We start from the raw sequence: 14,949 nt of genomic DNA, 5'->3' as shown, positions 1-14,949 counted from the left end.
CTCAGCGATCCTTCGGGTCGAGCGCGTCACGCAGGCCGTCGCCAACGAAGTTCACGCAGTAGAGCGTCACGCACAGCATGACGGCCGGGGCCAGCAGCAGCCACGGCATCGATTCCAGTTTCTGCGCGCCGTCCTGGATCAGCACGCCCCAGCTCGTCATCGGCTCCTGCACGCCGAGGCCGAGGAACGACAGCACCGATTCGGTCAGCACGATGCCCGGCACCGAGACCGTCGCGTACACGACGACCACGCCGAGCAGGTTCGGCACGATGTGGCGCAGCACGATCGACGTGGGCGTCACGCCGATCGCGCGCGCCGCATCGACGAATTCGCGGCTGCGCAGCGACAGCGTCTGGCCGCGCACGACGCGCGCCATGTCGATCCACGAGAACGCGCTGATGGTCAGCACGACCAGCATGAACGAGCGGCCGAACAGGGTCATCATCAGGATCGCGATCAGCAGGTACGGGATCGCGTACATCATGTCGACGACGCGCATCATCACGGAGTCGACGCGGCCGCCCGCGAAGCCCGCGGTCGCGCCCCACGCGACGCCGAACAGGCCCGACACGAGCGTGCCGAGCAGGCCGACCTCGATCGATACGCGGCCGCCGATCAGCGTGCGCACCAGCAGGTCGCGGCCGAGCTCGTCGGTGCCGAACCAGTGCTGGTTCGCCCAGGTCGGCGGCAGGCTGATCGAACCCCAGTCGCTCGCGGCGGGATCGGCCGCGAGCAGCCACGGGCCGACGAAGCACGCGAGCGTGATCAGCGCGAGCAGCACGAGGCTGAACACGGCCGCGCGGTTGTGAAGGAAGCGCGCCATCGCAAGCGCGAGCGGCGAGCGCGAACGCGGCGGCGAGTCGGTCTGCACGGGCAGGCCGACGACGGGAGTAGTCGGGGTCATCGCGGTGCCTCGCTCAATAACGGATGCGCGGATCGAGCCACGCGTACGCGAGGTCGACCAGCAGGTTGAACAGCACGGCGCAGACGGTGGTCAGCACGACGAGGCCGAGCACGAGCGTGTAGTCGCGGTTGATCGCGCCGTTCACGACGAGCTGCCCGAGGCCCGGCAGCGCAAACACCGATTCGGTGACGACGGCCGCCGTGATCGACGAGATGCAGACCGTGCCGAACAGCGACACGACCGGCATCAGCGCGGGCTTCAGCGCGTGGCGCAGCACGATCGTCGAGCCCGGCAGGCCCTTCGCGCGCGCGGTGCGGATGTAGTTGCTCGACAGCGTCTCGATCATCGAGCCGCGCATCACGCGCGCGAGCAGCGACATGTTGATGAAGGTCAGCAGCACGATCGGCAGCAGCCGGTACTGCCAGCCGCCGTCGCCCCAGCCGCCTGCCGGCAGCCAGCCGTTGCCGGCCGAGGTCTTCAGCAGGATCGCGAAGATCCACACCAGCACCGGGCCGAGCACGAACGGCGGCACGACGTTGCCGATGTTGCCGATCAGCATCACGATGCGGTCGATGAAGCTGTCGCGGCGGACCGCCGCGACCGTGCCGAGCAGCACGCCGAGCCCGATCGAGATCGGGATCGACACGCCGCCTACGCCGAGACTCACCGGCAACGCCTTGCGCACGAGATCGTTCACGGACCAGTCGACGTAGCGAAACGACGGACCGAGGTCGCCGTGCAGCAGCGCGTCGAGATACATCAGGTACTGCTTCCACAGCGGCTGGTCGAGGTGGTACTTCGCGTTCAGGTTCGCGAGCGTCGCCGCGGAAAGCTGCTTCTCCGTATCGAACGGACCGCCGGGTGTGAAGTGCAGCAGCAGGTAGCAGACGGTGACGACCGCGAGGATCGTCGGCACCGCCCACAACGTGCGCCTCAGTGCGTAGGCCAGCATGATCGCTCCGCTCAGTGCTTGATCAGGTACATGTCCTGCGAAGCACGCATGTCGATCACGTTCTTCAGCGAGTAGCCGCCCACATAGGGCTTCACGAGACGGTCGGCCGAGTACTGGAACAGCGGCACCATCGGCGTGTCGTTCAGTGCGAGGTCGTGCGCCTGCGTGAGCAGCGTGGCACGCGCCTTGTCGTCGAGCTTCTGGTTGCCTTCGTCGACGAGCGCGTCGGCCTGCTTGTTGCAGTAGCCGACGGTGTTCTGCGCGCTGCCGCAACGGAGCAGGTCGAAGAACGTCATCGCGTCGTTGTAGTCGGCGAACCAGCCGTCGCGCGCGATCTGCACCTTGCCGTCATGCCGCTCCTTCATCAGCACCTTGAACTCGACGTTCTCGAGCTTGGTGTTGACGCCGAGCTTCGTGCGCCATTCCGACGCGGCGAACAGCGCGACCTTCTTGTGCAGGTCGTTGGTGTTGTAGGTCAGCGTGAACGCCAGCGGCTTCGCATCCGAATAGCCGGCCTGCTTCAGCAGGTCCTTCGCGGCCGAGACGCGCTTGGCCATCGGCCACGACGCCCAGTCCGGCGTGAACGGCTGCACGCCCTTCGTGCCGTTCGGCATCAGGCCGTACATCGGCTTCTCGCCGGCCTGCGTGAGCTTTTGCGTCAGCACGTCGCGATCGAGCACCATCGACAGCGCCTGGCGCACGCGCTTGTCCTTCAGCGCCGGATCGCTGTTGTTCAGGTAGTAGTAGTACGTCGCGAGCTGCAGGCCCTGGCGCAGTTCGCCGCCGAACTGCTTGCTGACCTGCTGGAAGATGCCCGACGGGATCGAGTAGCTGTAGTCGATCTGGCCGGCCTGGTACATGCGCATCGCGGTCTCGTCGCTCTCGATCGGCAGATACGTGACCTTGTTGATCACGACCTTCGGCGCGTTCCAGTACTTCGCGTCCTTGGTGATCACGATGCGGTTGTTCGGCTGCCAGTCGGCCAGCTGGAACGGGCCGTTGCTGACGATATTGCCCGGGCGCGTCCACGCGTCGCCGAGCTTCGTCACCGTGTCCTTGTTCACCGGCGCGAGCGGCACCATCGCGGTCAGTTCCGGGAAGAACGCGACCGGCACGTCGGTCGTCACCTCGAGCGTGTACGGATCGACGGCGCGCACGCCGAGCGTCGACGGCGCGGCCTTGCCCGCGATGATGTCCTTCGAGTTCTTCACGAACTCGACGAGGATCGTGTACTTCGAGCCCGTCTTCGGATCGACGAGGCGCTGCCATGCATAGACGAAATCGGCGGCCGTCACCGGCTGGCCGTTGCTCCACTTCGCGTCGTGGCGAAGCTTGAAGATCCACGTCTGCGGCGTCTTGCGTTCCCACGACAGCGCGACGCCCGGCACGACCTGGCCGGCCGCATCGATGCGGGCGAGCCCTTCGAACAGGTCGAGGCCGATCGTGTTGCCGGTCCACGATTCGATGTGCGCCGGGTCGAGCGACTCGACTTCGGCGGGCACCTGTCGCGTCAGGTCCTGTTGCGCGGCGAGCGCGACGTTCGACGGAACGGTAACGGCGTGGGCGGCGGGCGTCGTCAGGGCGAGCGCGGCCAGCACGGCCGACATGGCATGCAAGGATTTCATCGTGGCAGTCTTGAGAAGGTTTGTTCGGTGAGCGTCGCGCGGCGAATGCCGCGGCTTACGCGTGAGACGCTGACGGGGGCAGCGATTGAGGAGGCCCGTGATTCTCGTATAGCATTTTAGTATTCCTTACGTTTCTTTCGACAGGCATCCCGTCTTGGAAACGAAGGAATACCCGTGCGTTAGAACAGCCGCGGTGTACCGACCCAGACCACCACCGACTCGACCTTCGCGGTGTTGGCCCAGCTGTGCGGGACCGTCGACTGATAGTGCGAACTGTCGCCGGCCTGCAGGACGAACGTCTTGCCTTCCAGCGTCAGCGACACTTCCCCTTCAATCACATACAGGAACTCCTCTCCTGCATGGGTCGTCACCTCCGACCGTTTCTGCCCCGGCGGCAACCTCACGAGGATCGCCTCGAGCTGTCGCCCTTCGGATACGTTCGTCAGCCGCGCGAACAGGTTCGCCGAATCGGCAAACCCGAAGAAGCGCAGTTGCTCGCCTCGGCAGACCGAGCGTTCCTCGCTCGGCGTATCCACGAAGTACTGCACCGTCACACCGAGCGCGTGCGCGATACCGGCCAGCGACGTCAATGACGGCGACGCGAGCCCGCGCTCGACTTGAGACAGAAACGGCTTCGAAATCCCCGCGGCGGTAGCGGTGTCGTCGAGCGTGCGCTTGAGTCGTTGGCGCAACGCGCGAATCTTGCTGCCCAGTGCGGCGGCAGCGTCTGCGGACCGCGAGTTTTCAGTGGGGGGAACCATAGCAGGCCGAAAAGTGATCGTCAAAAAATGTTTGATGGAAAATAACTAAGTTAGATCGATATAGCTTAGTCTTCGGGTTCGCGCACGCCTTCGGAGTTGAGCCCGGTGCACTAAACGGGGCGCGAAGCGAGAGAAACGACGCGCTATCTTGCCAGACTCGCCGGCTTCACAGGCAAGCTGCAAGCGGCTCTCCGGGAATCTTCGGAGGGCCGGCACGAAAGCTTACAAATAGATGATGAGACGAATGTTCCTGAAAGCTGCTGCCACATCGGGAGTTTCCCTGAGTGGCGCATACCTGACGCACCGGACCGGCGAACGTTACCATTCGCGCGCCGGTCGGGGCCACTCGCCGCCCTACCATGCGGCGTCAGACCCCGGCCCGGGCTAGGGCCCGTTCCTGCTAATAACGGGCTTGCGCTGGTCACCAGAAGGGCCGAGCGCAAGGAATGCGACGAAGCGAATACTCGACGTATTCGTGAGGAGCATGACGCGGCGATCGGCCCTTCTGGTGACCAGCCCGTGGGATGATTTTATTTTTAAGTTTGGGGAACGCTCCTTTCCGGCCGCATTGCGGCGTCGGACGTCGCTTGTTTGGCATGGCCAAACGGCGCTCCGCCCTCCTTGCACTGCAGCCGGAAAGGAGCGTTCGCAAGCCCGTTATTAGCAGGAACGGGCCCTGAGCCCGACTGTTCCATCGCCAGCGCATGACCTACCCGGCACATTGCGCACCGGCGCCAGTTCGACCCCAAGACGACGCGTGATCCGTGCCGTCCGTTTCAAACGAGATTGATGATGCATTCACCTGTTTCACAAACCCGATCGTTCACGACGGTCTTCCTCATCGAAATGTGGGAGCGTTTCGGCTACTACGGTATGGCCGCGCTTCTGGTCCTCTTCATGGTCGACCGGCTCGGTTTCACCGACAGCCATGCGAACCTGACCTGGGGTGCGTTCACCGCACTCGTCTATGCGGCGCCGTCGATCGGCGGCTGGATCGGCGACAAGGTGCTCGGCGCCCGCCGCACGATGATCATCGGCGCGTCCGTGCTGTCCGCCGGCTACCTGATGCTCGCGGTACCGAACGAACACCTGACCTACATGTACGCGTCGCTCGGCGTGATCGTCGTCGGCAACGGCCTGTTCAAGGCCAACGCGGCGAACCTCGTGCGCCGCATCTATGAAGGCGACGACGCGCGCATCGACAGCGCGTTCACGATCTACTACATGGCGGTCAACATCGGCTCGACCGTGTCGATGCTCGCGACGCCGTGGATCAAGGATCACTGGGGCTGGCACGCCGCGTTCGCGGTCTGCTGCGGCGGCATGCTGCTCGCGATCCTCAACTTCATGCTGATGCACCGCACGCTCGCGCACGTCGGCTCGGTGCCGGACGACCAGCCGATCCGCTGGAAGCGCCTCGGCGCGGTCGCGCTGGGCGGCGTCGCGCTCGCGCTGATCACGCTGTACGTGCTGCAGCACAAGCAGCTCGCGGTGGCCAGCGTGTGGACGGCAGCGTTCGCGATCCTCGCGATCTTCGCGTACATGATCGCGAAGTCGGAGCGCTCGGAACGTGCAGGCCTGATCGCGGCGCTCGTGCTGATCGGCCAGGTCATCCTGTTCTTCATCTTCTACGTGCAGATGTCGACGTCGCTGACGCTGTTCGCGCTGCGCAACGTCGATCCGCGCTTCATCCTGTTCGGCACGACGCTGTTCACGTGGAGTGCCGCGCAGTTCCAGGCGCTGAACCCGATCTGGATCATGCTGCTGAGCCCGGTGCTCGTGTGGGTCTACAACGCAGTCGCGAAGGGTGGGCGTGACCTGCCGGTCGCCGCGAAGTATGCGCTCGGCTTCGGCGCGGTCGCCGCGGGCTACCTGGTGTTCACGATCAGCGGCCGCTACGCGGTCGACGGCCGTGTGTCGTCGTGGTTCATGGTGTGGGGCTACGGCCTCTACTCGCTCGGCGAACTGCTGGTGAGCGGCCTCGGCCTCGCGATGATCGCCCGCTACGTGCCGGCGCGCATGAGCGGCTTCATGATGGGTGCGTATTTCGTCGCGACGGGTGTGTCGCAGTATCTCGGCAGCGTCGTCGCGAACTTCGCGCAGATGCCGTCGCACGAACTGCCGGCCACCGAATCGCTGCCGCTCTACCTGTCGCTGTTCGAGAAGCTCGGCTGGCTCGCCGCGATCGGCATGCTGCTCGCGCTGCTGCTGCTGCCGCTGATGAACCGCCTGTCGCGCCAGCACCAACGTTGTGCGGAAGAGCGCCGCGAGGAAGCACTGCAAGCGCAGGCCATCGCGTCAGCCCAGTAAGTACTATCCCTCGGCGTGCGGCATGCACGCCACATTCTCCCGCCGGGCACGCGAACGCGTCCTACACTGGTGGAAACGCATCCGCTCCGTCGCGATGCGCACTGGCGGGAGAAGATCATGAAAAGCAAGACCACGAGGATCCTGAGGATACTGTCGGACATCCGGCACGCGCAGCGCTGCACCGCGCTGCGCGCCGCCCGGGCCGCAGCCGAGGCCGACGCGGTACTCGCGGAACGCGACGATCCGGCTCAGGACGAACGCGACGACACCGAATCCGACGACGCCACCTCCACGCCCCGCTCCCGTATCGGCTCACCTCACTGACGCCGCGCGACACGTTCCGTGCCGCACGCGCCGTCTCCCGCGCCGCTCACGCGGCCGCGCCGCGCCACCGCGCGATCCACGTTCCCGAACCGGCCACGGCCATCATCAGCCCGAGCGCGCACGCGTCGGCCACCAGGCCCACGCCGACATGCCGCAGATCGGCACCGTGCGCGACCGGATGCAGCAGCGAATCGATGACGAGCGAGATCGCCGCGCCCGCGACGAAGCAGATCAGCCCGCGCTGGCCGACGGCGACGACGGGGCGCACGGCCTGCGCGATCCGCGCGATCCAGCCGAAGCGCACGCAATCGGCCATCAGCCATGCGATGCCCGCGAAGCTCACGACGCGCGGCAGCGCGAGATCGCGCTTGAAGATGCCTTCGGGCAGCGGCAGCCCCGAGAACAGCTTGTAGCTCGCGCAACCGAGCACGACCGCGCACGCGACGCCGGTCGCCTCGGCGCCCCACCGCCCGAGCGCGATGCGCCGGTAGAACGGCTGGCAGCGCGCGAGCACGCCGGCCACGAACATCAGTTGCCAGGCGAACGGGTTGAAACTCCAGCGGAATCCGTCGGTGTCCAGCAGCTCGGGGCCGAGCCAGCCCGCCGTCATCCACGACGCGGCGCTGAGCGCGACGAGCAGCCACGGATGACGGCGCGCGAACGGCACGAGCACCGGCGACGCGAGCGCGAACAGCACGTACATCGGCAGCACCGATGCGAGATACGGCTGGCGCTGGAACGTCAGCAGCTCGGCGAGGCCCGTGAGCGGCGACGCGAGCATCACGCTGACGTCGTCGAGCGCGAGGTTCGGCGAATCGATCCCGTAGTGGTCGAGCACCGCCGACACGACGAGCATCAGCGTCGACGTCGCGAGAAACGCGCGGTAGATCTGCATCGCGCGGCGCACGAACCGGCGCTGCGCGGCACGCGCGCCGTGCCGTTCGGCGATCGCGCCGTACGCGCTCGCGGTCGCGAAGCCGCCGAGAAACACGAACACCTCGGCCGCGTCGCACAGCGCGAACGCGTGCAGCGTCACGCGCGACAGCACGCTCGCGCCGATGTGATCGACGACGATCATCAGCAGCACGAGCCCGCGGAAGAAATCGACTTCGATCAGGCGGCCGCCGCGCGATGGCGGAAGCGTGGCGGAAGACGGCAGGCTCAACGACATGAGCGCACCTGCGCAACGATGGTGCAACAGGCACCGGGGAAGGGATCGGGAAGAAGCAGGCGAGCGCGGTCAGCGGCGATACGCGTATGCTCGCATCGCGCCGACCCGGCCAGCCAGGCACGGGGATGACCGTTCATCGGAAAGCTGCATACGAAGGGAAGTCGGTCAGGTCAGTCTAATGGCCGATCCGGAGAGACCCTAAGTAACAAAGTGCAACCGAATCTTCTGTTCGATTACAACGGAGGGGAGCGGGCAGCGCCGCCAGTTCGACGTCAGCGCGACGCCAGTTTGCGGTCAGCATCGATGCGTTCGACTGCTGTTCGGTCGTTGCTCGACGGCTGCTCGACCGTCGAGCGAGACGCGATGCGCGGCACGCTCCGTGCGGCCGCGGCATCGCGATCGGCGCTTATCCGCGCGTGGGCAGACGCCGCATCAGCATCGCGCTGTGCCACGCGGTCAGCGCGACGGCGACCCAGATCGGCCCGTACGTCGCGAGCTTCGCGACGCTCAGCGTCTCGCCGAGCAGCAGCAGCGACACCGCGACGAGCAGCACGGGCTCGACGTAGCCGAGAATCCCGAACAGCGCCATCGGCAGCATCCGGCTCGCCTTCAGGTAGCTCGCGAGCGCGAGCGTACTGAGTACGCCGAGCCCCGGCAGCAGCACGCCCCACAGCAGCGGATGGCTGGCGACGCGCGTCGTGCTCGTCGTGACCATCGCGAATGCGATCGGACACAGCAGCGCGATCTCGACCGCGAACGCGGCGAGCGAATCGGCGTTGATCCGCCGGCGCAGCACGAAGTACGGCGGATAACCGAGCGCGACGACGAGCGTCGGCCATGCGAACGCGCGCGTCGCCCACACTTCGTGCGCGACGCCGAGCGCGGCGAACGCGACCGCCGCCCATTGCAGCGGATCGAGCCGCTCGTGATAGTAGAAGCGGCCGACGAGCACCATCGTCAGCGGCAGCAGGAAATAGCCGAGCGACACTTCGAGCATGCGCCCGTGCAGCGGCGCCCACAGGAACAGCCACAGCTGCACGCCGAGCAGCGCCGCGCTCACGGGCAGCGCGATCAGCAAGCGCCAGTCGCGCACGCTGCGCCGGACGAGTTCGACGAGCGCCGGCCAGCGGCCGCGCAGCGCGATCAGCGCGAGCGCGCCCGGCGCGGTCCACAATACGCGCCACGCGAAGATGTCGAGCCCCGTGAGCGGCGCGAGCAGTTTCGCGTAAGCCGACATCAGCGCGAACAACGTCGATGCCATCACCGACAGCATGAGGCCGCGCCCGGCTTCCGGATACCCCGTCATATCGTTCGGACCGCCTTACTGCTGCTGGAAGCGCTCGAAGCGCCGTTCGGTGCGGCGTTCCTCGAACGTCACCTCGGTCACGCGCGCGGCCGGCGGCCCGTGACGCAGCCACGCGAGCATCCGGTCGATCTGCGCGCCGGGCCCCTGGATCATCGCCTCGACGCTGCCGTCCTCGAGATTCGCGACCCAGCCGCGCAGCTTCAGCGCATGCGCTTCGCGCACCGTCGCATGACGGAAGCCGACGCCCTGCACGACGCCGCGCACCCGCACGTAGTAGGTCTCGATCCGTTCGTCCAGTTCATTGCGGCTCATCGCGTCGCCCTCCCGTTGCATTCAAGCCCGGCATTGTAGTCGCGTCGGCCGCTTCATACACGCGCCGGCCGGTTCACGCCGATAACGGGCTTGCGCCGGCCCTGGCCTTGCGTCGCCGCGCGCGCCGACCACGTACAATCTCGCCGACGCTCAACCGCCGCGCCGCTCGCGCGCGGCCCTGAAGGAAACGCATGACTGATACCTCCCGCGATCTCGTTCTCGTCACCGGCGCGTCCGGTTTCGTCGGCTCGGCCGTCGCACGCATTGCGCAGCAGAAAGGCTATGCGGTGCGCGTCCTCGTGCGTCCGACCAGCCCGCGCACGAACGTCGCGGATCTCGACGCGGAGATCGTCACCGGCGACATGCGCGACGAGGCATCGATGCGCGCCGCGCTGCGCGGCGTGCGCTACCTGCTGCACGTGGCGGCCGACTATCGGCTGTGGGCGCCCGATCCCGACGAGATCGAGCGCGCGAACCTCGAGGGTGCGGTCGCGACGATGCGCGCGGCACGCGCGGAAGGCGTCGAGCGGATCGTCTACACGAGCAGCGTCGCGACGCTGAAGGTGACGAGCGCCGGCGATCCGTCCGACGAGAACCGGCCGCTCACGCCCGAGCAGGCGATCGGCGTCTACAAGCGCAGCAAGGTGCTCGCGGAACGCGCGGTCGAGCGGATGATCGCCGACGAAGGGCTGCCGGCCGTGATCGTCAATCCGTCGACGCCGATCGGTCCGCGCGACGTGAAGCCGACGCCGACCGGCCGCATCATCGTCGAAGCCGCGCTCGGCAAGATTCCCGCATTCGTCGACACGGGGCTGAACCTCGTGCACGTCGACGACGTCGCGCACGGCCACTTCCTCGCGCTCGAGCGCGGCCGGATCGGCGAGCGCTACATCCTCGGCGGCGAAAACCTGCCGCTGCAGCAGATGCTCGCCGACATCGCGCAGATGACGGGCCGCAAGGCACCGACGATCGCGCTGCCGCGCTGGCCGCTCTACCCGCTCGCGGTCGGCGCCGAAGCGGTCGCGAAGTTCACGAAGAAGGAACCGTTTGTCACCGTGGACGGACTGCGGATGTCGAAGAACAAGATGTATTTCACGTCCGCGAAAGCCGAGCGCGAGCTCGGCTACCGTGCGCGTCCGTACCGCGAAGGACTGCGCGATGCACTCGACTGGTTCGGCTCGGCGGGCTACCTGAAGTAACACAAAGCGGCGCGCTTCGCGCCGCATTGCGCACTTTGTTACACGTCGCGCACGGCCCCGCACCGGCGCAGCGGGTAAAATCGCGGGTCTTACGCAGAGAAGACACGCATGAACCTGAACGATCAGATCGATTCGCTCAACACGGGCGTCGATCAGCTGCTCCACGATCACCACGCCGCGCAGCAGGCGGCACGCAGCGCGGAAGCCTTCGCGCGCGCCGCGGCGACGGAAGCCCGGGCCGCCGCAGAACGTCACGCCGCCGCGGAAGCCGAAGCGCAGGCCGCCGCGCAGCGCCACACGGCCGCAGCGGCCGACGCCGAAGCCGCGCAGCAGCGCCACGCCGACGCGACCGCCGCCGCCGAAGCCGCCGCCCACCGTCATACGGACGCCACCGCGCAAGCCGAAGCCGCCGTGCAGCGCCATGCGGAAGCCACCGCACTGACCGAAGCGCTCGCGCAACGTCACGCGGATGCGGAAGCCGCGTCGCAACGTCACGCGGCCGCGATCGCCGAAGCGGAGGCCGCCGCGCAGCGTCATCACGCCGCCGCGACCGAAGCCGATGCGGCCGCGCAGCGCCATGCGGTAGCAAGCGCCGAGGCCGAGGCCGCCGCGAAGCGTCACGCTTCCGCGATCGCGGAAGCCGAAGCGCTCGCGCAGCAACACACGCAGGCGATCGCCGAAACGCTGGCCGCCGCGCAGCGTCACGCCGACGCGACCGCCGAGGCCGAAGCCGTCACGCGGCGCCACGCCGAAGCGATCGCGCAGGCCGAAGCTGCCGCGCAACGCCACGCCGACGCCACCGCGCAGGCCGAGGCCGTCACGCAACGCCATACCGAAGCGATCGCGCAAGCCGAAGCCGCCGCGCAGCACCACGCGAAGGCCATCGCCGACGCCGAGGCGCTGGTCGAGGCCGTCGTCAAGGAAGCCGCGACGAACGCGGCTGCCGCAACGGCCGTTGCGGCCGACAGCGTCGAACCGGCGGACACGCCGGCGGCAGAGCCGGCCGTGAACGCGTCCGCGCCGGCTGCGGTGGAAGCGGCCGCCGATGCGGAAACCGCGATCGTCGCGACGGCACAAGCCGACACCGTGGTTGAAACCGACGCCGCCCCGGCGGACAAGTCGACGCTGCACGTGTCGCGCCCGACGCAGAACGAACTGACGCTGACCATCAACGGCGCATCGATCACGCTGCATCCGGAGCAACTGGGCCAGTTGATCGAGGAACTTGCGCATGCGCGCGCGTCGATGCAGCCGGAACCGCCGCCCGGCATCCCGGCCGGCTGGCGCTTCGTGACGACGAAGAACCCGATGATGGCCGTGCAGAAGCAGTCGAACGGCGATCGCCTGCTGGTTGCCCGTCACACGGGCTACGGCTGGGTGCCGTTCACGTTCTCGCCGGACGTCGTGGTGCAGATGTACATGATGCTGACCCAGCGGTAAGCGCCGACCGGCGAGTCAGCAGCGGCGCCGAAAACGAAACAGCCCGACCGGTTTCCACCGATCGGGCTGTTTGCTTTCCGGCTGCCGGAACGCGCGCCGGCGGCGCGCGAAACGCTCAGCGATCCACCGGCGCCTGCACGCGCGCCTTCCACTGGCCGCCCTTGCCGCGCCAGTAGCGCCACGCGGACGCGAACGTCGCGCCGACGTAGAACAGCGCGACGAGCGGCAGCGCGGGCGCCCACAGCGGCGAGCGCCGGTAGTAGCGCAGCATCGGCGCATACGCGGCGCACATCGACGCCCACGCGAGCCACGCCGGCCACGCGCGCGCGCCGTACGCGAGCGCCGCGACGGGCGGCACGAGATAGATGATCGTCATCCCGAGCAGCGTGCCGGCCAGCAGCAGCGGCGAATAATGCAGCTGCGTGAACGCGGTGCGCGCGATCATGTTCCAGATGTCGCGCCAGCTGTCGTACGGGCGCAGCGACACGCTGCGGTCGGCCAGGTCGAGCCGGATCGGATGGCGGCCGTCGCCGCGATGCTTGATCTGCGCGGCGAGGCTGCAGTCGTCGATCAGCGCGCCGCGGATCGACTCGATGCCGCCCGCTTCCTCGAGCGCCGTGCGCTTCACGAGCATGCAGCCGCCGGCCGCGCCGGCCGTCCGGTTGCGCGGGTTGTTGATCCACGAGAACGGGTACAGCTTCGCGAAGAAGAACACGAACGCCGGGATCAGCGCCTTTTCCCAGAACGAATCGCAGCGCAGCCGCACCATCAGCGACACGAGATCGCGGTTCTCGGCCTGTGCGCGCGTGACGAGCTGCGCGACGGCGTCGGGCGGATGGCCGATGTCGGCATCCGTCAGCAGCAGGTAGTCGGCCGGCAGGCCGAGCGTCTGCACCGCGGCGATCCCCTGCGACTGCGCCCACACCTTGCCCGACCAGCCGGCCGGCAGCGGCTTCGCGGCCAGCACCGTCAGCCGGTCGGCGCGGTTGATCGCGAGCGCGGCCGCGCGGGCCGCATCGGCGGTGCCGTCGTCGCTGTGGTCGTCGACAATGATCAGATGAAAATTGCCGGAATAATCCTGCTCGAGCAGCGAAGTCGCCGCGCGGGCGATCACGTCGGCCTCGTTGCGCGCCGGCACGACCGCGACGACGGCCGGCCAGCCGGCCTCGGCCGCGGCGCCGCGCGCGTCGGGCGGCAGCGGCCGCGCGGGTACCGCGCGCCAGAAGCCGCCGCGCGCGACGAGCAACACGATCCAGATCATCAGCGACAGGCCGGACACCAGGAATGCGAGCACCAGCATCATCGGTATGCCTCCGGCCGGACGTCGGCAGGTTTAATAGGGGTCAGGAACAAAGCGCCTGCAGCCGCACGGGCGGCCGGGCAATACGCGTAAGAATCGACGGTCATCGAATGGCCTTGAAATGAGCGCGACGCCGGGCAGCCGGAGCGGCAGCCCGCGAAACCGCGTAGTTTACTGGGTTCCGCGCGCGCCAGCGCCGACGCGGCTATCCCGCAATTGCAACACGGCCGACACGGCACCAGAGCAAGGACTTCCCGATAGGGTTAAAATGCGCGATTAATTCGGGGTTCCGGGGCCTGGCGTAGCCGGTTCGTTCCTGCCTTCATAACTTCAAGCCGGGGCGATCGAGCTGTGCCAGCTCCTCGAACCCCGGCGTCTGTCGTCGGAGTTCGCTCACCTATGCGAGTCATCCTTGCCCAGCCCCGCGGCTTTTGTGCGGGGGTTGTCCGTGCGATCGAGATCGTCGATCGCGCGCTGCAACAGCACGGCGCGCCGGTCTATGTACGTCATGAGATCGTTCATAACCGGCATGTCGTTGAAAATCTGCGAAATAAAGGGGCACGATTCGTTGAGGAACTCGACGAGGTGCCGCACGGCGCTGTCGCGATCTTCAGCGCGCACGGTGTCGCCCAGACGGTCGAGCGCGACGCGGAAACGCGCGGGCTCGACGTGCTCGACGCGACCTGTCCGCTCGTCACGAAGGTGCACGTGCAGGGCCGCCAGTATGTCGCGGCGGGCCGCCGGCTGATCCTGATCGGTCATGCGGGCCACCCGGAAGTCGAGGGTACGATCGGCCAGATTCCGGCCGAGGTGATCCTCGTGCAGAGCGAAGCGGAAGTCGATACGCTGACGCTGCCGGTCGATACGCCGGTCGCGTACATCACGCAGACCACGCTGTCGGTCGACGATACGCGCGGCATCATCGAAGCGCTGCAGCGCCGGTTCACCGACATCGTCGGCCCGGACACGCGTGACATCTGCTACGCAACGCAGAATCGCCAGGCCGCCGTACGCGAGCTGAGCGAACAGGTTGACGTGCTGCTCGTCGTCGGCGCGACGAACAGCTCGAACTCGAACCGCCTGCGCGAGATCGGCACCGAAAGCGGTGTGCCGAGCTATCTCGTCGCCGACGGCTCGGAAGTGAAAGCCGAATGGTTCGCGGGTGTGCAGACGGTCGGCCTGACAGCCGGCGCGTCGGCGCCCGAAGAGATGGTCGAGGATGTAATCGGCGCGCTGCGCGCGCTGGGGCCCGTCGATGTCGCGACGATGGCGGGCCGTGAGGAAAAAGTCGAATTCAAGCTGCCGGCGAAGCTCACGCAAGCTGTCGCCCGCGAAGTTTAAGGAG

General features: G+C 67.5%; 13 protein-coding genes. 5 read left to right on the top strand and 8 right to left on the bottom strand.

What is annotated here, in order from left to right; genetic code table 11:
- Nucleotide 1: 1 nt before the first annotated feature.
- The 4 genes from ACTRWB_RS06050 to ACTRWB_RS06035 form a co-directional block, all read right to left on the bottom strand.
- Nucleotides 2-904 carry an ABC transporter permease gene (locus ACTRWB_RS06050; RefSeq protein ID WP_129516008.1) on the bottom strand — a complete coding sequence of 301 codons (903 nt, stop codon included), beginning with the start codon at nucleotides 902-904 and terminating at the stop codon, nucleotides 2-4.
- 13 nt (nucleotides 905-917) lie between these two features.
- Nucleotides 918-1,856: an ABC transporter permease subunit gene (locus tag ACTRWB_RS06045; RefSeq protein WP_129516009.1), complete on the bottom strand. Its 939-nt coding sequence runs from the start codon at nucleotides 1,854-1,856 to the stop codon at nucleotides 918-920.
- An 11-nt stretch (nucleotides 1,857-1,867) separates the two neighbouring features.
- Entirely contained in the window at nucleotides 1,868-3,481 is a 1,614-nt protein-coding gene (locus ACTRWB_RS06040; protein ID WP_446901262.1) for a peptide ABC transporter substrate-binding protein, read from the bottom strand.
- Nucleotides 3,482-3,660: 179 nt separating this feature from the next.
- Entirely contained in the window at nucleotides 3,661-4,242 is a 582-nt protein-coding gene (locus tag ACTRWB_RS06035) for a cupin domain-containing protein (protein ID WP_129516011.1), read from the bottom strand.
- Between the two features lie 789 nt (nucleotides 4,243-5,031).
- Between ACTRWB_RS06035 and ACTRWB_RS06030 the strand changes: the two genes are divergently transcribed.
- Nucleotides 5,032-6,552, top strand: coding sequence for a peptide MFS transporter (locus tag ACTRWB_RS06030; protein WP_446901261.1), 1,521 nt, complete (start codon nucleotides 5,032-5,034; stop codon nucleotides 6,550-6,552).
- A gap of 117 nt (nucleotides 6,553-6,669) precedes the next feature.
- Nucleotides 6,670-6,876, top strand: coding sequence for a hypothetical protein (locus ACTRWB_RS06025; RefSeq protein WP_419688327.1), 207 nt, complete (start codon nucleotides 6,670-6,672; stop codon nucleotides 6,874-6,876).
- Between the two features lie 46 nt (nucleotides 6,877-6,922).
- Here the strand turns inward: ACTRWB_RS06025 and ACTRWB_RS06020 are convergent, their stop codons facing one another.
- The 3 genes from ACTRWB_RS06020 to ACTRWB_RS06010 form a co-directional block, all read right to left on the bottom strand.
- The gene (locus tag ACTRWB_RS06020; RefSeq protein WP_446901260.1) at nucleotides 6,923-8,047 is read right to left on the bottom strand and encodes an OpgC domain-containing protein; all 1,125 of its coding nucleotides are present in this window, start codon (nucleotides 8,045-8,047) and stop codon (nucleotides 6,923-6,925) included.
- Between the two features lie 406 nt (nucleotides 8,048-8,453).
- Nucleotides 8,454-9,353, bottom strand: a complete 900-nt coding sequence (gene rarD / locus ACTRWB_RS06015) for an EamA family transporter RarD (RefSeq protein WP_446901259.1) — start codon at nucleotides 9,351-9,353, stop codon at nucleotides 8,454-8,456.
- A 15-nt stretch (nucleotides 9,354-9,368) separates the two neighbouring features.
- A complete protein-coding gene (locus ACTRWB_RS06010) occupies nucleotides 9,369-9,665 on the bottom strand; it encodes an acylphosphatase (RefSeq protein ID WP_034187849.1) in 297 nt (98 codons plus the stop codon).
- Nucleotides 9,666-9,856: 191 nt separating this feature from the next.
- Between ACTRWB_RS06010 and hpnA the strand changes: the two genes are divergently transcribed.
- Together hpnA and ACTRWB_RS06000 are read left to right on the top strand one after the other, a co-directional pair.
- The gene (gene hpnA, locus ACTRWB_RS06005; protein ID WP_048246118.1) at nucleotides 9,857-10,864 is read left to right on the top strand and encodes a hopanoid-associated sugar epimerase; all 1,008 of its coding nucleotides are present in this window, start codon (nucleotides 9,857-9,859) and stop codon (nucleotides 10,862-10,864) included.
- 108 nt (nucleotides 10,865-10,972) lie between these two features.
- Entirely contained in the window at nucleotides 10,973-12,304 is a 1,332-nt protein-coding gene (locus tag ACTRWB_RS06000; protein WP_446901258.1) for a phage tail protein, read from the top strand.
- Nucleotides 12,305-12,419: 115 nt separating this feature from the next.
- Here the strand turns inward: ACTRWB_RS06000 and ACTRWB_RS05995 are convergent, their stop codons facing one another.
- Nucleotides 12,420-13,607: a glycosyltransferase gene (locus ACTRWB_RS05995; protein ID WP_419688324.1), complete on the bottom strand. Its 1,188-nt coding sequence runs from the start codon at nucleotides 13,605-13,607 to the stop codon at nucleotides 12,420-12,422.
- A gap of 396 nt (nucleotides 13,608-14,003) precedes the next feature.
- Here ACTRWB_RS05995 and ispH point away from each other — a divergent pair, with 396 nt between their 5' ends.
- Nucleotides 14,004-14,945, top strand: a complete 942-nt coding sequence (gene ispH / locus ACTRWB_RS05990) for a 4-hydroxy-3-methylbut-2-enyl diphosphate reductase (protein WP_034187635.1) — start codon at nucleotides 14,004-14,006, stop codon at nucleotides 14,943-14,945.
- Nucleotides 14,946-14,949 lie beyond the last annotated feature (4 nt).

Source organism: Burkholderia sp. YIM B11467, assembly GCF_052952715.1.
The sequence above is the reverse complement of the archived record's forward strand: the minus strand, read 5'-3'. Positions and strand labels throughout refer to the sequence as shown.

Coding starts and splice junctions, on each gene's coding strand:
- ACTRWB_RS06050 (WP_129516008.1), bottom strand. CDS start 904: ATGACCCCGACTACTCCCGTCGTCGGCCTGCCCGTGCAGACCGACTCG.
- ACTRWB_RS06045 (WP_129516009.1), bottom strand. CDS start 1,856: ATGCTGGCCTACGCACTGAGGCGCACGTTGTGGGCGGTGCCGACGATC.
- ACTRWB_RS06040 (WP_446901262.1), bottom strand. CDS start 3,481: ATGAAATCCTTGCATGCCATGTCGGCCGTGCTGGCCGCGCTCGCCCTG.
- ACTRWB_RS06035 (WP_129516011.1), bottom strand. CDS start 4,242: ATGGTTCCCCCCACTGAAAACTCGCGGTCCGCAGACGCTGCCGCCGCA.
- ACTRWB_RS06030 (WP_446901261.1), top strand. CDS start 5,032: ATGATGCATTCACCTGTTTCACAAACCCGATCGTTCACGACGGTCTTC.
- ACTRWB_RS06025 (WP_419688327.1), top strand. CDS start 6,670: ATGAAAAGCAAGACCACGAGGATCCTGAGGATACTGTCGGACATCCGG.
- ACTRWB_RS06020 (WP_446901260.1), bottom strand. CDS start 8,047: ATGTCGTTGAGCCTGCCGTCTTCCGCCACGCTTCCGCCATCGCGCGGC.
- rarD (WP_446901259.1), bottom strand. CDS start 9,353: ATGACGGGGTATCCGGAAGCCGGGCGCGGCCTCATGCTGTCGGTGATG.
- ACTRWB_RS06010 (WP_034187849.1), bottom strand. CDS start 9,665: ATGAGCCGCAATGAACTGGACGAACGGATCGAGACCTACTACGTGCGG.
- hpnA (WP_048246118.1), top strand. CDS start 9,857: ATGACTGATACCTCCCGCGATCTCGTTCTCGTCACCGGCGCGTCCGGT.
- ACTRWB_RS06000 (WP_446901258.1), top strand. CDS start 10,973: ATGAACCTGAACGATCAGATCGATTCGCTCAACACGGGCGTCGATCAG.
- ACTRWB_RS05995 (WP_419688324.1), bottom strand. CDS start 13,607: ATGATGCTGGTGCTCGCATTCCTGGTGTCCGGCCTGTCGCTGATGATC.
- ispH (WP_034187635.1), top strand. CDS start 14,004: ATGCGAGTCATCCTTGCCCAGCCCCGCGGCTTTTGTGCGGGGGTTGTC.